The following is an 18956-nucleotide window of genomic DNA, read 5'->3' on the forward strand; positions in this document are numbered from 1 at the left end:
TCCGGCCCCCCTGTTACTCAGCGTAGGCAACATCACTCATTCATCTGAGGGATGGGCTTTCTGACACGCTGGTAAAAGGGCAACGCCATGATCAATGTTCCGCTGTTTACTGCTAACACCACCATCATTCGTCCCACTGAACTCAACCCGCAAAAAACCAAAGCCCCGCAGAGTCAGGAAACGATCGACAGCCTCCCGCCCAGTGCACCTGACGCTCGCCCTATCTCGTCGCGCTCACGTCGAGACTTGCAGAATCCCACCGTCGCACCTCGTCCATTAGAAGCGTCGGTGAGTCAGTTCGCCGGGGCCTTGGTCGACCAAAGTGACCGGCAACTGGCCATAGCCGCCGGCAATGGCTTGATCCGCGACAGGCTCAACAAAGACAAGGGCCTCTACGGTCGTTTAGACACGATTGATGTGCCCCCCGACTCGACTTTCGGCAAGGCCTGGGGGGAGCTGGCTGATGCGTTGAACTCAGAGCCTTTCAAATCGTTTGCATACGCCAAGAACATTGATCCTCTGAAGCTCTTTATCAATACCAGTGGAATGTTGAGTGCAATAACGAATAACAAACCCGTCGACTTCTACCTGGAACGAGATGCCGACTGGGCCGCCGCATCTTCTGCGGTCCTGGCCGCTGCAAAAAAATTGAACGGTAATGCCGCCGCGGTTGCTTTCTTCGGCCCGGATCTCGCATCGCCGACGACAGTGGCGAGATACTATGGAATACCATGGGGCAACATCACACGCGACGACGAGCTTTCCACCATCGAACAACTCTTGCGTGATGGAACGTTCCGCACGCTGAACAGCAACGACCCACTCGACGCCCCCATCAAACAGAAACAAAGAGCAGCCCGCCAGCGGATCGTGGATTTGTCACCGCAACAACTCAACCAACGGCTTGCACAGTTTGCACCGCCCACAGCCGCTCAAAAAGTTGAGGAAGCCGACCAGGCATTGGCGCAGTTGGTCGGCCGTGGAATGATGAAACTGGTACCCGAAACGAGTGACTACGAGACTTCGGTCACCCTGCAGGACATTCCAGAGTATTCAACCTTCAACCTGGTGCGCAAAAACCTGTTGACTGCGTTGACCGGCAGCACTTTTAGCACCTTTGCCCAAGAGAACAACCTCGACCCCACCAGCGTGCGCATCAACCCAGTCAGCGGTGTGCTCACGGGCAAAGTGAATGGCGTCAACACCACGTTCACCTTGAACGATGTATCCGGTTGGACCGATGTCTGGGGCGAGATACAGAATGCGGTACAACAGATGGCCGCCGGTTCTGAGGATGACGTTACCTACCCCGCCAGGAAGTCTGCGCGCCTGTATGAGGTCATGGCGTTTTACAACGAACCGCCTCCTCACCAAGAGGACACTCGGCGACAGGGCTGGCAGCAGCGCCAGCTTGCGGCCACGCTGGCCCGCATAGATGAGATGAGCCAAAACAAAGCTTTCAAGGCGCTGTTCGACGCCTCCCCCAGCGACCCCGCCTCCATCGCCGTACAGCAGCGCCAGCAGGCAGTGAAACAACAACTTGCAGACACACCGCTTACGGCCTCCCCCCTTGAAACCCTGGCCGCCGCCGTCAAGGCCAACACCAGCACGCCAGTAGAAACCGAAGAGACACGCGCAGACGTTTTGGCTAACGCCGAAAGTGAACTGGCAACCACTCTGCACGGTACGATGCTTGAGCTGAAACCCAACCCGACCCAGGCCGCCTCAAAAACCATCCAACCGATCCCGGCTAACAGCCTGTTTGGCCAGTGGTGGGACTACCTGGGCAAAGCGCTCAAGGGGCATGGTTTCATTGAATGGGCCAGCCAACAGAATATTGACCTGACGTCCCTGCGCTATGACCCCACAAGCCATGCGCTGATCGCCAAGGTCAATGGCGTTGACCAGCGCTTTACCGCCACCGACTTTGCGAAAAAGCACCCTGAGCATTTTGATGTACTCAATCCTGTATTGGAAGCCGCTACTGTATTCGCGGCGCCTGGCAAACCGATCGCGCTGGTTAACGTCAACAGCAACAGCGCGCCATTCGAACGAGTGGCCATTTTTTACAGCATCAGTACCGCCCCCGGCAGCGACGCATTCGAGCAACAAACAGCGCTGATAGGCCGCTCTCAACAATTCCCCAGGCCTCCTGAAAACCCACAAAAAGTCGTAACCTGGCTGAACCAGCAAAAAACAGCACTGGGCAATAGCAACGACCGGTATGCGTTGATCCATGAGTTAAAGAATTGGAGCTCCGAGAGCGGCTCAAGACGCTTTATTGTCGACCCGTACTCAGACCACCAGCCTAAAAGCGTGACCACCGTTGCAGCATTCCTGTCCCACAAAGGCTGGTACCCAACGACCTCCAAGGCAGACAACGATAACTTGCTCGCAGCACTGCAAGCGCCTGTCCCACAGTCCCCTCCCCTGGGTAATCGCTGGGGGTTTCTGTCCACACAACTATCGCTGAGTACAGAGCAACGCGTTGCGGTGGCTGAGTTCGTGAAAACGTCCATTGGCGCGCATGACAACCTTCTCAGTTATCTGAGCGCCAACGTTACCGACCTCAGCGCCGACCCCGAACAGGCGCTGGCTCAACTCCTCTCCAGCGGTGCAGCGCTTGAGCTCGCCAGTAACCTGGAAACCGAGATGAGGGGCGCTGCCACCGTGATCAGCCTGAAACAATGGTTATTGACCGCGCTGGTGTTGGAGGTTGACCCGACGGCCGGCGCTCAACATAAGACTGTCGCCGGTATTGACTTGATGGGGGCTGCTTACTCAGGACAGAGTGCCAAGTTTATTCATGACCAGTTCATCCGGGACTTGGCTGCAAAAAAACGCATCCCCGCCAACCTTGAGCCCGTCATCGGGCGGTTGATGATGTCGGGTATGGCGCCACAACTGCTGGTAAAAGAGGTACCAAACACCGTGACCCTCGGCTCCCCGGAATGGGTCAGCTTTACGACAGCAGTGAACCGGATTGAGTGGGCAGCCCCCGGCGCCACGCTAGGCATGACTTACCAACAGGTCATGAATTACCACAACATCAACCCCATTTCAGCATTGGAAGCGCAGATCCAGAGCTATGCGCAGATGAACCCATTGCTGGATTGGGCGGCCCTCAATAACGACGTCAACAAGGACAACTACACATTAGAACAACTGAAAGACAGCCAGGTAAAACTTCAGGCACAAACGAAAGCAACCGCCGAAGCGATAAGCTGGCTGAGCCAGGTTGAAGCGCCCAATAGACGGAGCATGACACTTAAGGTTCTAAGAGAAGAATTGGGCGCCGACATCGATTATGAATCTCGGTTTATGGTGGAAAACGAAGCCTGGGGTGTAATCACCGGCCGCCACTATAGCCTCGCAGAAATCTATGAAGCCGGCAGACTGGATGAAAGCTGGATACAGGAAGGTCATCATGTGGATTTCGACCGCCTGCGTAACAGAGCAAAAGAGCCCGATTTCCCGGTTATCAACAACGACTTCGACAACGCCATAAAGCAAGACTTCAACCTGCGCAGGCGTCACACCGTGACGTTGTTCGAGCACATGCTCAGAAAACTGCCTGTGGAAGAGCGCAATAGTCTGCTCTATGGCGAAGTGGAGTTTTTGAATGTTGAGGGTGCCGGTAGCGGCATGGTGATGACGTCTGTCTACAAGGGCTTAAGAAGGGATTTTGCGGTGTATCCGGCAAGTGGCCAGATCGTAAGAATTGCCGACATTGACCCCTCAACACCACTTGGCAAAAAGGTCAGCCTCGAAATCGATGCGCAAGCGTTCAAAAATGGTACTGACCCCCAACAGGGCGTTAAATCCGACGTTGTATTGAGCATCACTGACCAGCACCTTCTCGATGACAACAACGAACCCTGGCCTTTGGAAGTCTCTTTCCCGGCCCGCACTGAAACCGACACGTTCTCCCCCCACTACGCGAGCGGGCGAATATCCAAGCTGGCCCGCGTCATGGTCGACTCGACCTACCTGAACAAAGCTCAGTTTCTAAACCTGCATCGCAATTGGTCGAGCAACACCCTTGAAACCGCTACAGAACCGAGTGATTTCTTCAAAGCTGTTTGGCATTCCCTGCCTGGGGCAAGCAGCCTCGAAGACCTTTACCACGGTGAGTTCCTCAAGGCAGGCGTAGACCTCGCCATTGATGTTGCGATCTACGTCGCCACAGAGGGCGCCGGCAAACTGTGGACCTTGGCAAAATCAGGCGCGAGCTGGGCGGCGGCCAAAGTCTCCGCCAAATTCATCGATAAGTTCGGGGCTAAAGAAACCGAAAGTATTGCCCTGACGGACATGACCGCCGCCCACACCTCGGAATCTCTTAACGCATTGAGCCGAATGCAGGGCGGCCATATTGCCGAGCAGACTGCGGACACGTTGACCCCAGCGGCTAACATGGCAGATGGCATGCTGAGTCGTGCAGGGGAACGGATCAAGCTCACCGCCATGCTCCAGGACGGAGAATGGTATTTCTATAACCCCAAAACCATGGCGACTGACGGACCAGCCCTGAAAGGCTTTGTCTCGGATACATCGTCAGCCCTGCGGCAGGAGACTTTCTCAGACGGTGCCCAAGCGCTGGTGGCTGAGAAACCCCTGACTGAAGACGCCTACACCATTCCCCGCGCCAATGGCTTCGACCTGGTCAATGAGGGCACGGTTTACCGTTACGACTCCGGCAAGCCCAACATCCTCACCGACCTGACGTCAGCCGATCACTACAAGCCTCTGGACGGCTTTGAGGCGTTCTGCCCAATTCCCTCGGTAGGCAACGGCAGAGTCAGGCGCGGAGCCAATGACACCTGTTTCTCCAAGGTAATCGGCAACGTCAGCGGCGAACCGAACCGGGAACTTCAAGCGCTTGAACACGTACGCTTGTTTCCCTCGGAGCCAAAGCTGTTTAAGAAAGATCAATTTGTCATTTTCGAGCGACGCCGTTTCAAAATGGTCGACGGCGAAATGGGCCCCCAACTTAAACCCGTGCTGGATAACAAGCCCATTGCCTATAAAACGCAGATTAAAGGCAGCATTAAGCATGACCCTCAATTTGGCCTTTACGCCGGCCAAACGTCAGATGCACTGGCGCGCGAGAGCCGCGTGGTCAAGCTCAACAGCATCAGCACGATGTGCGACGACAAACGCGAAGTGCGCGGCATAATCATTGACGATTTGCGCGCCGGCAGCGCCGATAAATACCTAGTGATAGAAGCGGATACAGCCGAGTTCTACTACGCGAAACTGAACAACGCAGCCACTGGCGAACTGACGTTTACAAAATGCACGCCCCTCGAATTACCGCTGGTCCAGGGCTACAGGAATAAACTCAGCATCCGACAAGGTGCCTCCAAGACGCCATTTGACGCCAATTTCATCGTACTGCCGAAACTCGACGCCGCATTTAAAGAGCTTGAACGTTCGGGTTACTCGAAAAGCGAGATCGATGAATTAAAAGCTTTCAGCAAAAGCCTAACAAAGGAACAGCAACGCGAAGTTCTCTACCAACTCCAGCGAACCAAAGCGATCGGTAAGGCGGATATCGCCCTCAAGCCGATTCGAGTGCAAGCACTGACCAAGCCTGCCGGCTTCGCGACGTGGACGGCCGAGCAGCAAAACAAATTCTACGCGCAACAAGCCAAATCCAACGTGAACCGTGACCTGAAAGCCACAGGGTTAGGCCCCAGCAACCAAGTGCGATCAGCGGCAGATCAAGCGCGCGCGGACGCTGCGAATATGACCCTTAATTGGTTGCGTCATACCGTTGCTCCTGATGCGTTGAGTTACTCAAACCTGGTGTTGAAGTCCGGCGCCGGGAACTGTGGAGAAATGGCTTTGGTCTCAAAAGACATTATTACAAAAAGCGGTGGCCGCGCTTACGAATGGACGGCGTCAGACGCTCATGTGTTCACCGTGGTAGGTGGCCCCTCTGAATTGCCGGCAGGTACCGTCGACTTCTCGGGCCCTGCCTGGGCGGATGCCTGGATTGTCGACCCGTGGGCGGATATCGCGTGCCCCGCCCGCGAGTACACGCAGAAAGTGAAAGAGGTCATGACCCGCTGGGCAGATGAAGGTCTGAAGATCCTGGAGGGGCGTGGGCCAATCAGCCCTCTGGACAAGAACTGGATGAACGCGCTCGTCGTCAAACCAAAGACGCCCTACTCTCACGGTTACAACCGCACCTAAAACCCAACCGCGCCGGGCAAAAGCGACTGTTGCGAAATGACAGTGCTTTTCGCTCGGTCCCGAGTAAACCGTTTCAGCCAAGCCCGCGAGGAGTGCAAAAAAGTATCAGTCCCAGTGCGCCCAAGGATTTGTCATAACCCCATTTGAAGGCTGTAATCAACGCACACTCTTCCTGACTGCTTGTAGGAAGACACAACAACAATAACTGTCCTTCCGTAGCCCTTGGGCGCGGAAATGGAGTGCGCGATGAAGTTCACAGCAAAAGCTCTGCTTACCTGTTCTTGCATGACTGTATGCATGACCCTCAGCGCCGTCAGTCTTGGCGCGCAAACCCTGACCATTGCCACCGTCAACAACAGCGACATGATCCGCATGCAAAAACTCTCGAAAACCTTCGAGACCGAGCATCCGGACATCAAGCTGAACTGGGTGGTGCTCGAAGAAAACGTGCTGCGCCAACGCCTGACCACCGACATCGCCACCCAGGGCGGACAGTTCGATGTATTGACCATCGGCATGTACGAAGCTGCACTCTGGGGCGCCAAGGGCTGGCTGGAGCCGATGAAAGACCTGCCGGCGTCCTACGACCTCGACGATGTGTTCCCTTCAGTACGTGACGGTTTATCCGTCAAAGGTTCGCTGTACGCCCTGCCGTTCTATGCCGAGAGCTCGATCACCTACTACCGCACCGACCTGTTCAAGGACGCCGGGCTGACCATGCCTGAGCACCCGACCTGGACCCAGATCGGTGAATTCGCGGCAAAACTCACCGACAAGACCAAAGAGCAATACGGCCTGTGCCTGCGCGGTAAAGCCGGTTGGGGCGAGAACATGGCGCTGATCACCACCCTGGCCAACGGCTACGGTGCGCGCTGGTTCGATGAGAAGTGGCAGCCGGAATTCAACGGCCCAGAGTGGAAGGACGCGCTGAACTTCTACGTCGACAACATGAAGAAATCCGGCCCACCGGGGGCTTCCAGCAACGGTTTCAACGAAAACCTGGCGCTGTTCAACAGCGGCAAGTGCGCGATCTGGGTCGATGCCAGCGTGGCCGGCTCGTTCGTGACCGACAAAACCCAGAGCAAGGTGTCCGACCATGTCGGCTTCACCTTCGCCCCACACGAGAAAACCGACAAGGGCACGTCGTGGCTGTACTCCTGGTCCCTGGCTATTCCGACCAGTTCCAAAGCCAAGGACGCCGCCAAGGTGTTCACCAGTTGGGCCACTTCCAAGGAATACAGCCAACTGGTCGCCAAGACCGACGGCATTGCCAACGTACCGCCAGGTACGCGCAAGTCGACCTACAGCGACGAGTACATGAAGGCGGCGCCGTTCGCCAAAGTGACCCTCGAATCGCTGAAAGTCGCCGACCCGACCAAACCGACCCTCAAGCCAGTGCCGTATATCGGTATCCAGCTGGTGACCATTCCTGAATTCCAGGCGATTGGTACCCAGGTCGGCAAGTTCTTCTCGGGCGCGCTGACCGGTCAGCAAACGGTGGATCAAGCCTTGACCGCCGCGCAGACCACCACCGAGCGTGAAATGAAGCGGGCGGGTTATCCCAAGTAAAGCAGGCTAGCCACTGTCAATGTGGGGACCCGTTTCATGTGGGAGCTGCTTTAGGTGGGCGCTGGCTTGCCTGCGATGCAGACACCTCGGTCTGTCAGTTAAGCCGAGTGGATGCCATCGCAAGCAAGCCAGCTCCCACAAAAGCCCGCTCCCACATTGACCGCGCTTCGACTCTCGTTCTGCATGTACCTGACTGGTTCTGACCCTATGAATACCAACACTGCCCAAGTGCAAACCACCACGCAGGAAAAGCCGCGCAAAAGCCGCCTGGCCAACCCCGGCTGGTTCCTCGTCAGCCCCTCGGTGGCCTTGCTGCTGCTGTGGATGATCGTGCCGCTGGGCATGACGCTGTACTTTTCGCTGATCCGCTACAACCTGCTCTACCCCGGCGAAAACCAATTCGTGGGGCTGGAGAACTTCACCTACTTCATCACCGACTCGGGCTTCCTGCCCGGCGCCACCAATACCCTGTTGCTGGTTGGCAGCGTGCTGCTGATCAGCGTGGTGTTCGGCGTGCTGATCAGTGCCCTGCTCGAGGCCAGTGAGTTTTTTGGTCGCGGGGTGGTGCGGGTGTTGTTGATTTCGCCGTTCTTCATCATGCCCACCGTCGGTGCGCTGATCTGGAAGAACCTGATTTTCCACCCGGTGTCGGGCGTGCTCGCCGCCGTGTGGAAGTTGTTCGGCGCCGAGCCCGTGGACTGGCTGGCGCACTACCCGTTGCTGTCGATCATCATCATTGTGTCGTGGCAATGGCTGCCCTTCGCCATCCTGCTGCTGATGACCGCCATGCAGTCCCTCGACCAGGAACAAAAGGAAGCCGCACGCCTGGACGGTGCCGGCGCCATTGCGATCTTCTGGCACCTGACATTGCCCCACCTGGCCCGCCCGATTGCCGTGGTGGTGATGATCGAAACCATCTTCCTGCTCTCGGTGTTCGCCGAAATTTTCACCACCACCAACGGTGGCCCCGGCTACGCCTCGACCAACCTCGCCTACCTGATCTACAACCAGGCGCTGGTGCAGTTCGACGTGGGCATGGCCTCGGCCGGCGGCTTGATTGCCGTGGTCATCGCCAATATCGCGGCGATCATCCTGGTGCGGATGATCGGCAAAAACCTGACTGACAAGCCTTGAGGGCCGCGCCATGACGCTTCAACAATCCCGCCGCCTGCAAAGCCTGCTGCTCGGCACCCTGGCCTGGGCCATTGCGATCCTGATTTTCTTCCCGATCTTCTGGATGGTACTGACCAGTTTCAAGACCGAAATCGACGCGTTCGCCACGCCGCCGCAGTTCATCTTCACGCCGACGCTGGAGAACTACCTGCACATCAACGAGCGCAGCAACTACTTCGCCTACGCCTGGAACTCGGTGGTGATTTCGTTCAGCGCCACTGCCCTGTGCCTGCTGATCTCGGTGCCGGCCGCCTACTCCATGGCGTTCTACGAAACCCAGCGCACCAAGGGCACGCTGCTGTGGATGCTGTCGACCAAGATGCTGCCGCCGGTGGGCGTACTGATGCCGATCTACCTGCTGGCCAAGAGCTTTGGCCTGCTCGATACGCGCATTGCGCTGATCATCATCTACACCCTGATCAACCTGCCGATTGTGGTGTGGATGGTTTACACCTACTTCAAGGACATCCCCAAAGACATCCTCGAAGCCGCCCGCCTGGATGGTGCCACGCTGTGGCAGGAAATGGTCCGCGTGCTGCTGCCGATTGCCAAGGGTGGCCTGGCTTCCACCGTGTTGCTGTCGCTGATCCTGTGCTGGAACGAGGCGTTCTGGTCGTTGAACCTGACCTCGTCCAACGCCGCGCCACTGACCGCACTGATCGCCTCCTACTCCAGCCCCGAAGGTTTGTTCTGGGCCAAATTGTCTGCCGTCTCGACCCTGGCCTGTGCGCCGATCCTGATTTTTGGCTGGATCAGCCAGAAACAGCTGGTGCGCGGTTTGTCCTTCGGCGCCGTGAAATAACGGCTGCTCTCTAACAAAAACGAATTTAGACGTGGAGGCCCATCCCATGGCCAACCTGAAAATCAAGAATCTGCAAAAAGGCTTCGAAGGCTTTTCCATCATCAAGGGCATTGACCTGGAAGTGAACGACAAGGAATTCGTGGTCTTTGTCGGCCCGTCCGGCTGCGGTAAATCCACCCTGCTGCGTTTGATCGCGGGCCTTGAAGAAGTCACCGAAGGCACCATCGAACTCGATGGCCGCGACATCACCGAAGTTACCCCGGCCAAGCGCGACCTGGCGATGGTGTTCCAGACCTACGCGTTGTACCCGCATATGAGCGTGCGCAAGAACATGTCGTTTGCCCTCGACCTGGCCGGCGTGGACAAGAAGCTGGTGGAAAGCAAAGTCAGCGAAGCGGCGCGCATCCTCGAACTCGGCCCGTTGCTGGAGCGCAAGCCCAAGCAGCTGTCCGGCGGCCAGCGTCAGCGGGTGGCCATCGGCCGCGCGATTGTGCGTAACCCGAAGATCTTTCTGTTCGACGAACCGCTGTCCAACCTCGACGCCGCCCTGCGCGTGCAGATGCGCCTGGAACTGGCGCGCCTGCATAAAGAACTGCAGGCGACCATGATCTACGTGACCCACGACCAGGTCGAGGCCATGACCCTGGCGGACAAAGTCGTCGTGCTGAACAGTGGCCGTATCGAACAAGTCGGCTCGCCGCTGGAGCTGTACCACCAGCCGGCCAACCTGTTTGTGGCGGGTTTTCTCGGCACGCCGAAAATGGGCTTCCTCAAGGGCAAGGTCACCCGCGTTGAGGGCCAGGGCTGCGAAGTACAGCTGGACGCCGGCACCCGGATCAGCCTGCCGCTCAGTGGTGCCAGCTTGAGCGTGGGCAGCGCGGTGACCCTGGGCATTCGCCCGGAACACTTGGAAATTGCCTCGCCCGGCCAAACCACGCTGACCGTCACTGCCGACGTCGGCGAACGCCTGGGCAGCGACACTTTCTGCCACGTCATCACCGCCAACGGCGAGCCGTTGACCATGCGGATTCGCGGCGACATGGCCAGCCAATATGGCGAAACGCTGCACCTGCACCTGGACCCGGCGCACTGCCATCTGTTCGACACCGACGGCGTGGCCGTGGCCCGACCACTGCGCGCTGCCGCCTGATTTCGCGAGATTTGTGATGAAACTGAATAAACAGAACCTCACCCAACTGGCGCCGGAAGTGAAAATTCCGGCCTACGCGATTTCCAGCACTACGCAGGGTATCGCGCATATCGGCGTCGGTGGTTTCCACCGCGCACACCAGGCGTATTACACCGATGCCTTGATGAATACCGGCGCGGGCCTCGACTGGAGCATCTGCGGCGTCGGCCTGCGTGCCGAGGACCGCAAGGCCCGCGACGACCTGGCCGGCCAGGATTACCTGTTCACCTTGTATGAGCTGGGCGATACCGACGACACCGAGGTGCGCGTGATCGGCGCCATCAGCGAAATGCTGCTGGCCGACGACGGCGCTCAAGCACTGATCGACAAGCTGGCCAGCCCCGAGATTCGCATCGTCTCGCTGACCATCACCGAAGGCGGCTACTGCATCGACGACAGCAACGGCGAATTCATGGCCCACCTGCCGCAGATCCAGCACGACCTGGCGCACCCTGAGTCACCGAAAACCGTGTTCGGCTTTATCTGCGCGGCGCTGACCCAGCGCCGTGCGGCCGGCACTGCGGCGTTCACCGTAATGTCCTGCGATAACCTGCCGCACAACGGCGGCGTCACGCGCAAGGCACTGCTGGCCTTTGCGGCCCTGCACAACGCCGAGCTGCATGACTGGATCAAGGCCAACGTGAGCTTCCCGAACGCCATGGTCGACCGCATCACGCCCATGACCAGCACCGCCCACCGTCTGCAGTTGCATGATGACCACGGCATCGACGATGCCTGGCCAGTGGTATGCGAACCCTTTGTGCAGTGGGTGCTGGAAGACAAATTCGTCAACGGTCGCCCGGCCTGGGAAACGGTTGGCGTGCAATTCACCGACGACGTCACGCCCTACGAAGAGATGAAGATCGGCCTGCTCAATGGCAGCCACCTGGCCCTGACCTACCTGGGTTTTCTGAAGGGTTACCGGTTTGTTCACGAAACCATGAATGACCCGGTGTTTGTCGCCTACATGCGTGCCTACATGGACCTGGACGTCACACCGAACCTGGCGCCGGTGCCGGGCATCGACCTGACGGCGTACAAGCAAACCCTGGTGGATCGTTTCTCCAACCAGGCAATTGCCGACCAGTTGGAGCGCGTGTGTTCCGATGGCTCGTCGAAGTTTCCGAAATTCACTGTGCCAACCATCAATCGTTTGATCGCGGACGGGCGCGAGACGGAGCGTGCCGCACTGATTGTGGCCGCTTGGGCGTTGTACCTCAAAGGTGTCGATGAGAATGGCGTGGCCTACACGATTCCGGACCCGCGCGCGCAGTTCTGCCAGGGCCTGGTCAGTGATGAGGCACTGATCAGCCAACGGTTACTGGGTGTTGAGGAGATTTTTGGCACGGCTATTCCCAAGTCAGCGGAGTTTGTGGCAGCGTTCGAGCGGTGTTATCAAAGCCTTCGAGATCAGGGCGTGACGAAGACCTTGGAAGGTCTGCTCGCCAAGATTAACTGACTGAACCGGATCAAAATGTGGGAGCGGGCTTGCTCGCGAATGCGGTGTTTCAGTCAATTTATTCTTCACTGACTCACCGCATTCGCGAGCAAGCCCGCTCCCACATTGATCACATTTTCAATCCAACAATACTGCTGAGCACTCCACCATGACCCAGCAAAACCTCTACCTCGGCATCGACTGTGGCACCCAAGGTACCAAGGCCATCGTCCTCGACGCTTCCAGCGGCAAGGTGCTGGGCCTGGGCGCCGCCGCGCACACGCTGATCAGCGGCGCCAATGGCCGTCGCGAACAGCACACCCAGGAATGGCTGGACGCCTTCACCGAGGCCACCCACCGTGCTCTGCAACAGGCAGGTGTGGATGGCCAGGACATCCTCGGCATCGGCGTCTCCGGCCAGCAACACGGCCTGGTTTTGCTGGATGACCAAGGCCAGGTGCTGCGCCCGGCCAAACTCTGGTGCGATACCGAAAGCGCGCCGGAAAACGACCGCCTGCTGGCGTATTTGGGTGGCGAGAATGGCTCGCTGGAACGCCTCGGCGTGGCGATTGCACCGGGTTACACGGTGTCGAAACTGCTCTGGACCCGCGAACAACACCCGGACGTGTTCGCCCGCATCGCCCATGTCCTGCTGCCCCACGACTACCTCAACTACTGGCTGACCGGCCGTGCCGTCGCGGAGTACGGCGATGCGTCGGGCACCGGCTACTTCAACGTGCGCACCCGTGAATGGGATGTGGCACTGCTCAAACACATCGACCCGAGCGGCCGCCTGGAAGCTGCGCTGCCGGCCTTGATCGAAGCACATCAAGCGGTGGGCACGATTCTGCCCGCCATCGCCGAACGCCTGGGCATCAACCCCAACGCCGTCGTCTCCAGCGGTGGCGGCGACAATATGATGGGCGCCATCGGCACGGGCAATATCGCCCCCGGTGTCATCACTATGAGCCTGGGCTCATCCGGCACCGTGTATGCGTTTGCCGACCAGCCGAATGTGAGCCCGCAAGCCTCGGTCGCGACCTTCTGCTCCTCCAGCGGCGGCTGGCTGCCCTTGATCTGCACCATGAACCTGACCAACGCTACCGGAGTGATTCGCGAGCTGTTCGAGCTGGACCTGGCGACGTTCAACGCCTTGGTCGCCCAAGCGCCGATCGGCGCCGATGGCGTGAGCATGCTGCCCTTCCTCAACGGCGAACGTGTGCCCGCCCTGCCCCACGCCACCGGCAGTGTGCACGGCCTGACCATGACCAATCTGACCCGCGCCAACCTGTGCCGCGCGGTGGTCGAGGGCACTACCTTTGGCCTGCGTTATGGCCTGGACCTGCTGCGTCAGACCGGCGTGCAAGGCCAGAGCATCCGCCTGATCGGCGGCGGCTCGAAAAGCCCGGTGTGGCGCCAGATGGTTGCCGATATCATGAACACCGAAGTGGTCTGCACTGAACAAAGTGAAGCGGCGGCCCTGGGCGCGGCGATCCAGGCAGCCTGGAGCCAATCCGGCGAGCCCCTGACCAGCCTGTGCGACAAATGCGTAAGCGTCGATCCGGCCAGCCGCACGCTGCCGTCGGCCCACAATGTAAGCGCCTATCAACACGCCTACGAGCGCTATCAACAGCTCGTGGCAACCCTTTAAGAGCGAACGACTATGTATCTGGTGTGTGGCGAAGCGCTGTTCGATTTTTTCAGCGAAGAGGATGCCAGCGGGCAGGCCTCCAAGGTCAATTACAAAGCGATTGCCGGCGGTTCGCCGTTCAACGTGGCCGTGGGTTTGCGCCGCCTGGGTATCGAGGCCGGGCTGTTCGGCGGTTTGTCCACCGACTTCCTCGGGCGCCGCTTGCTGCAAGTGCTCAGGGACGAAGGGGTGAGTGAGCAATTCCTGGTGGAGTTCGCCGCGCCGACCACACTGGCGATGGTCGCCGTGGGTGCCAATGGCTCGCCGCAATACAGCTTTCGCGGCGAAGGCTGCGCTGACCGCCAGCTGGAGGTCGCGCACCTGCCCACACTGGGCGACGAGATTCGCGGGGTGCATATCGGCTCGTTTTCGCTGGTGGTGCAGCCGATTGGTGACACGTTGCTGAGCCTGGTCAAGCGCGAAAGCGGCAAGCGCCTGATCAGCCTCGATCCCAACGTACGGCTGAACCCGCAGCCGGATATCCAGCTGTGGCGTGACCGCGTGGCCGAACTGGTCAAGCACGCCGACCTGATCAAAGTCAGCGATGAAGACTTGCACCTGCTCTACCCCGATCAATCGCCGGAAAGTGTCCTGCAAGGCTGGCTGCAACACCGCTGCCAACTGGTGTTCCTCACCCGTGGCGGCGAAGGCGCTACGGTGTTCAGCCGCCAGCACGGCACATGGTCTGCGCCGGCGGTCAACGTGGTGATGGCCGATACGGTCGGGGCCGGGGACACCTTCCAGGCGGCGTTGATTGCCTGGTTGACCGAGCAGCAGCTGGATTCGGTGCAAGGCCTGCACCAGCTCACACGTGCGCAGATCGACAGTATGCTGGGCTTTGCGATCCGCGCCGCGGCGTTGACCTGCAGCAAGACCGGGCCGGACTTGCCGTATCGAAAACAGCTCGGCTGAACACACGTTCATGAAGGTTTTGTCAGTTAGGCCACAATTAATCCAAGGTTAATCCCGCCAGCCGATCGTGAAGTTGACCGCACTCACCGCCCCCGGGCCCGTGCGGCCGCCGGTGCATCGTGTTGATGCGCCCGCGAACGACTTGCGGAGAACCCTCATGAAACTGCGTACTTTAGTTTTTACCGGCACCTTGGCCCTGGCAGCGGTCTCGGGCATGGCCCAGGCCGACACCCAGACGGCTGCCAGCAAGCCAGTGCCTTATCAATACGGCATGCCCTTGAACATCGACAAAGTGATTGCCATGCACGAGACCGACACTAATGTGTGCAAGGTCATCAACGCTGATATCAAGTTCGTCGATAAAGCCGGCAAAGTCGAAGATGTGGGCTATCGGAAGATGTCCGAAGCCTGCGATTTTCAGAATTGAGACGGTAGCGACGCTCTCCTTCAATGGCGCTCCGCCACCCGGCCCCTGAAAAGAGCCGGGGCGGGCCTGCGCCACTTCACTAAAACGAGCATATCTCCTACAAATACGTGGGTATTTTCGGCTATCCGCCAAGAAAAAACCGAATGGCATGTAGGACCTGTCTGCCAATCGTTACGTTAATCCATAGTTAATATCGGTAAACAACAGTGCGTCCTACCGCCCCTGGCAGCCTCTGCTGTTACCCGGGTCGGGCCTCCCGTTCATCACGTCGATGAACAGACCACTGTGGAAGAGAACACTGATGAAAACACAAACCCTGGTTACCCTCGCCAGCACCTTGGCGCTGGCCGCCGTATCGGCGTTCACCCAAGCCAATGAGCAACCGGTGCCTTATCACTACGGCAAGACCATGGACGTTCAAAAAGTAATTGCCATGACCGAGCCTCAGGTCACTGAATGCCAGGTGATCAATGCATCAATCAAGTTCGTGGACAAGGCCGGCGAAGTGCACTACGTGAGCTACCCGAAGATGTCCCAGGCTTGCCTGTTTCAGAGCTGAAATGCGGCGAAAAAACCCGTATTGGGCCTGGCGTTTATCCAGGCCCACAGGTCTTCGGTGACTCAACCTCAAACTACCACCTAGTAATAGCCGCGCGCTCCGACTCTTTGCAGAGCGGGTGCATGGGTGTGCTTGAGGTCTTCGCGCAACCCGCTGATGAGGTTGCAAATGGCTCGACTGCTGTCGAGTTTATCGGCGTTTATGCCTTTGACTTCCAAATCCACTCGGTCGCGGTCACGGTCGTCATAGACCCTGATCGTCAGCGAAGCATCTTCGGCTTTGGTGCATTCGCACCGTTTGGGCAGGAAACTTCCTTCAATAATGCTGCGAAGTTCTAATTCCGAAAGCATGGCCAACCTCTCCTTTTATGAGACTGCCAACAGATTATTGTGTATCCGGCAGACGCTTGCCTGCCGCGCCTTACCGACCCTGGAAGGCGCTTACCTTCATCAGCGTACTCGGCAAAATCGACTCTTGTTGTAACTTTTCCTCATAAGCGGCAGGCCCATTTATATAACTCAGTTTACGCAGCGCGAATCATCGCCGAACAGCGTCGATTAAACGTTTATGCACTAACTTGCACCTTGCGCCGCCACTCTTTCAGCAACATGTCGCAAACTATCAAAGTTGATATTGGCACCGGAATTCACCGCCACCAGGGTCTGCCCGCGCACGCCTTTTTGGCCGACATAGCGGCGAATGCCTGCTACCGCCAGCGCGCCAGAGGGCTCGGTGATGGAGCGCGTGTCGTCGTAGATCAATTTGATGGCACTGCACAATTCGTCGTTGCTGACGGTGACGACCTCATCCACCCAGTCACGGCAGATTTCAAAACCAAAGGCGCCGATCTGCGCCACTGCGGTGCCATCGGCAAACCCGTCGACACTCGGCAGCACCACTCGCTCACCGGCGCGCAGGGCCGCCAACAGGCAACTGGAGCCTTCGGGCTCGACGCCGATGATGCGTACCTCCGGGCGCAGGTATTTCACGTAAGCGGCAATCCCGGCGATCAGGCCACCGCCGCCCACCGGCACAAAGATCGCGTCCAGCGGTCCCTGTTGCTGGCGCAAGATTTCCATTGCCACGGTGCCTTGGCCAGCGATCACGTCCGGGTCGTCAAAAGGCGAGACAAACGTGCACCCCGAGCTCTCGGCCAATTGCAACGCATGGGCCAGGGCAAACGGAAAGCTCTCCCCATACAACACCGCTTCGGCACCCCGCGAGCGTACACCCAGCACCTTCAACTCCGGTGTGCTGCACGGCATGACGATACGGGCCTTGATCCCCAACTCCCGCGCCGCCAGCGCCACGCCTTGCGCATGGTTACCGGCCGATGCCGTCACGACACCGCGGGCTTTTTGCTCAGGCGTAAGCTGCACGAGCTTGTTGTAGGCGCCACGAATCTTGAAGGAAAAAGTCGGTTGCAGGTCTTCGCGCTTGAGCAATACCTGGTTGCCGAGCAACATCGACAGCGCAGGAGCCAGTTGCAGCGGGGTACGCACCGCAAGGTCATAGACCGGGGCGGCGAGGATCTTTTTCACGTAGTGCTCAAGCAGTCCAGGGTCGGCGGAGTGGGTCGCTGTGCAGGTGCTCATGGGTGTCTCCTGGCATTTTGTATAGGGCACTGGAGACGGAAAAACAAAACCCGCCTCTAGGGCGGGTTTGGGTGCAGCCGTGCGCTATCCCGCCAAATGAGGAATGGCGGTAATAATGCTTGGCTGGCTGCGGAAGGCTTGAAAAGTCATGCAACGAAATTAACCGGCGATTACCGGGCAAGTCAATGCTCAACCACCTTTCAGCGCGCCGGGGTTTACGAGGGATATACGAAACGTATACGCTTTGTATATCCACATAGCACAGTGAACCTCATGGGCATCGTCAAGATCACCGACCAACTGCACGAACAACTGCGCCTGGCCAGCGCCGCCATGGACCGCTCCATCAACGCCCAGGCCGAGTTCTGGATCAAGATTGGCCTGCTCGCCGAACTCAACCCGCACCTGCCCTACAACGAGCTGATCAACAAGCTGTTGTTGGACAAACCCGACCTGATCCGGGGGCGCAGCTGATGATCAAGACTGCCGCTCAACTGGCCGTCATGCGCGAATCCGGGCGCCTGCTGGCCCAGGTGTTCACCATGCTCGACGGGTTTGTCGCCGCCGGACGCTCCACTTTGGAGCTGGACAGCGCTGTCGAAGCCTTCATCCGCAATGACTTGAACGCCCGCCCGGCGAGCCTCGGGCAATACGACTACCCGTTTTGCATCAACACCTCGATCAATGAGGTAGTGTGCCATGGCATGCCGAGCGCCAAGGAAATCCTCAAGGACGGCGATATCATCAACATCGACATTACCCTGGAAAAAGGCGGCTTTATCGCCGACTCCAGCAAGATGTACATGATCGGCAACGTGGCGCCCAAAGCGCAGCGGCTGGTGGAAAAGTCCTTCGAGGCGATGTGGGCCGGCATTCGCCAGGTTCGGCCCGGCGCCCGCCTGGGTGATATCGGCCATGCGATCCAGAGCCATGCGCAGGCCAACGGCTACAGCGTCGTGCGTGAATATTGCGGCCATGGTATCGGCCGTGAAATGCACGAAGAACCGCAAATCCTGCACTTCGGTCGGCCTGGCACCGGGCTCGAACTGCGCGAAGGCATGGTCTTTACCATTGAGCCCATGCTCAACCAGGGCAGCGCCAAAGTGCGCAGCCTCAAAGACGGCTGGACAGTGGTGACCAAGGACAACAGCCTCTCAGCGCAGTGGGAACACACGGTCGCGGTGACAGCAGAGGGATTCGAGATACTGACCCTGCAACCAGCCGTCTGAACGACACACACGTGTGAGAGCTGGCTTGCCTGCGATACAGGCGGCGCGGTGCTTCAGGCGCTCTGCGGTGATGCCATCGCAGCCTAGGTGTCTACCTATCTTTTTTACGGGTTGAGTGCTGTGGTTGTCGGGGGGCGCTGAGTGCATATCCGTTGTTTGGGTAACGGCTGATATG

At 58.5% G+C, this 18956-nt stretch carries 14 protein-coding genes; 12 read left to right on the plus strand and 2 right to left on the minus strand.

All coding sequences use genetic code 11. From position 1 onward, the window contains the following. The first annotated feature begins 87 nt into the window (after positions 1-87). The 10 genes from ACI77D_RS19995 (at position 88) to ACI77D_RS20040 (ending at position 15957) form a co-directional block, all read left to right on the plus strand. Positions 88-6198, plus strand: coding sequence for a hypothetical protein (locus ACI77D_RS19995; protein WP_407017321.1), 6111 nt, complete (start codon positions 88-90; stop codon positions 6196-6198). 285 nt (positions 6199-6483) lie between these two features. After that, complete coding sequence (locus ACI77D_RS20000) at positions 6484-7767, plus strand: ABC transporter substrate-binding protein (RefSeq protein WP_407017322.1); 1284 nt, start codon at positions 6484-6486, stop codon at positions 7765-7767. A gap of 207 nt (positions 7768-7974) precedes the next feature. Then, a complete protein-coding gene (locus tag ACI77D_RS20005; protein ID WP_064452173.1) occupies positions 7975-8901 on the plus strand; it encodes a carbohydrate ABC transporter permease in 927 nt (308 codons plus the stop codon). Between the two features lie 10 nt (positions 8902-8911). Next, positions 8912-9742: a carbohydrate ABC transporter permease gene (locus ACI77D_RS20010; RefSeq protein WP_016968929.1), complete on the plus strand. Its 831-nt coding sequence runs from the start codon at positions 8912-8914 to the stop codon at positions 9740-9742. Between the two features lie 46 nt (positions 9743-9788). Continuing rightward, positions 9789-10892, plus strand: a complete 1104-nt coding sequence (locus ACI77D_RS20015) for an ABC transporter ATP-binding protein (RefSeq protein ID WP_064452172.1) — start codon at positions 9789-9791, stop codon at positions 10890-10892. A 16-nt stretch (positions 10893-10908) separates the two neighbouring features. Further along, a complete protein-coding gene (locus ACI77D_RS20020; RefSeq protein ID WP_407017323.1) occupies positions 10909-12390 on the plus strand; it encodes a mannitol dehydrogenase family protein in 1482 nt (493 codons plus the stop codon). A gap of 148 nt (positions 12391-12538) precedes the next feature. Then, the gene (gene xylB, locus ACI77D_RS20025; RefSeq protein ID WP_407017324.1) at positions 12539-14020 is read left to right on the plus strand and encodes a xylulokinase; all 1482 of its coding nucleotides are present in this window, start codon (positions 12539-12541) and stop codon (positions 14018-14020) included. Positions 14021-14032: 12 nt separating this feature from the next. Next, positions 14033-14971 carry a carbohydrate kinase gene (locus ACI77D_RS20030; protein WP_262667770.1) on the plus strand — a complete coding sequence of 313 codons (939 nt, stop codon included), beginning with the start codon at positions 14033-14035 and terminating at the stop codon, positions 14969-14971. A 157-nt stretch (positions 14972-15128) separates the two neighbouring features. Further along, positions 15129-15398, plus strand: coding sequence for a DUF2790 domain-containing protein (locus ACI77D_RS20035; protein ID WP_064452168.1), 270 nt, complete (start codon positions 15129-15131; stop codon positions 15396-15398). A gap of 301 nt (positions 15399-15699) precedes the next feature. Further along, positions 15700-15957 carry a DUF2790 domain-containing protein gene (locus tag ACI77D_RS20040; RefSeq protein WP_064452167.1) on the plus strand — a complete coding sequence of 86 codons (258 nt, stop codon included), beginning with the start codon at positions 15700-15702 and terminating at the stop codon, positions 15955-15957. Between the two features lie 80 nt (positions 15958-16037). Here the strand turns inward: ACI77D_RS20040 and ACI77D_RS20045 are convergent, their stop codons facing one another. Both ACI77D_RS20045 and ilvA read right to left on the minus strand, forming a co-directional pair. Continuing rightward, positions 16038-16307: a DUF1652 domain-containing protein gene (locus ACI77D_RS20045; protein WP_064452166.1), complete on the minus strand. Its 270-nt coding sequence runs from the start codon at positions 16305-16307 to the stop codon at positions 16038-16040. A gap of 222 nt (positions 16308-16529) precedes the next feature. Beyond that, entirely contained in the window at positions 16530-17552 is a 1023-nt protein-coding gene (gene ilvA, locus ACI77D_RS20050) for a threonine ammonia-lyase, biosynthetic (RefSeq protein ID WP_082895879.1), read from the minus strand. Between the two features lie 273 nt (positions 17553-17825). Here ilvA and ACI77D_RS20055 point away from each other — a divergent pair, with 273 nt between their 5' ends. After that, the gene (locus ACI77D_RS20055; protein WP_003190946.1) at positions 17826-18026 is read left to right on the plus strand and encodes a ParD-like family protein; all 201 of its coding nucleotides are present in this window, start codon (positions 17826-17828) and stop codon (positions 18024-18026) included. Continuing rightward, on the plus strand, positions 18026-18781 hold the full coding sequence (map, locus tag ACI77D_RS20060; RefSeq protein WP_407017325.1) for a type I methionyl aminopeptidase: 756 nt from the start codon (positions 18026-18028) through the stop codon (positions 18779-18781). Before ACI77D_RS20055 ends, map begins: the two co-directional genes overlap by 1 nt. Positions 18782-18956 lie beyond the last annotated feature (175 nt).

The sequence above is a fragment of the Pseudomonas sp. O39 genome (assembly GCF_045447295.1).
GTDB classification, from domain to species: domain Bacteria; phylum Pseudomonadota; class Gammaproteobacteria; order Pseudomonadales; family Pseudomonadaceae; genus Aquipseudomonas; species Aquipseudomonas antarctica_A.

Excerpts from the sequence above, each read along its gene's own strand:
- ACI77D_RS19995 (WP_407017321.1), top strand. The coding sequence starts at position 88 with ATGATCAATGTTCCGCTGTTTACTGCTAACACCACCATCATTCGTCCC.
- ACI77D_RS20000 (WP_407017322.1), top strand. The coding sequence starts at position 6,484 with ATGACTGTATGCATGACCCTCAGCGCCGTCAGTCTTGGCGCGCAAACC.
- ACI77D_RS20005 (WP_064452173.1), top strand. The coding sequence starts at position 7,975 with ATGAATACCAACACTGCCCAAGTGCAAACCACCACGCAGGAAAAGCCG.
- ACI77D_RS20010 (WP_016968929.1), top strand. The coding sequence starts at position 8,912 with ATGACGCTTCAACAATCCCGCCGCCTGCAAAGCCTGCTGCTCGGCACC.
- ACI77D_RS20015 (WP_064452172.1), top strand. The coding sequence starts at position 9,789 with ATGGCCAACCTGAAAATCAAGAATCTGCAAAAAGGCTTCGAAGGCTTT.
- ACI77D_RS20020 (WP_407017323.1), top strand. The coding sequence starts at position 10,909 with ATGAAACTGAATAAACAGAACCTCACCCAACTGGCGCCGGAAGTGAAA.
- xylB (WP_407017324.1), top strand. The coding sequence starts at position 12,539 with ATGACCCAGCAAAACCTCTACCTCGGCATCGACTGTGGCACCCAAGGT.
- ACI77D_RS20030 (WP_262667770.1), top strand. The coding sequence starts at position 14,033 with ATGTATCTGGTGTGTGGCGAAGCGCTGTTCGATTTTTTCAGCGAAGAG.
- ACI77D_RS20035 (WP_064452168.1), top strand. The coding sequence starts at position 15,129 with ATGAAACTGCGTACTTTAGTTTTTACCGGCACCTTGGCCCTGGCAGCG.
- ACI77D_RS20040 (WP_064452167.1), top strand. The coding sequence starts at position 15,700 with ATGAAAACACAAACCCTGGTTACCCTCGCCAGCACCTTGGCGCTGGCC.
- ACI77D_RS20045 (WP_064452166.1), bottom strand. The coding sequence starts at position 16,307 with ATGCTTTCGGAATTAGAACTTCGCAGCATTATTGAAGGAAGTTTCCTG.
- ilvA (WP_082895879.1), bottom strand. The coding sequence starts at position 17,552 with ATGAGCACCTGCACAGCGACCCACTCCGCCGACCCTGGACTGCTTGAG.
- ACI77D_RS20055 (WP_003190946.1), top strand. The coding sequence starts at position 17,826 with ATGGGCATCGTCAAGATCACCGACCAACTGCACGAACAACTGCGCCTG.
- map (WP_407017325.1), top strand. The coding sequence starts at position 18,026 with ATGATCAAGACTGCCGCTCAACTGGCCGTCATGCGCGAATCCGGGCGC.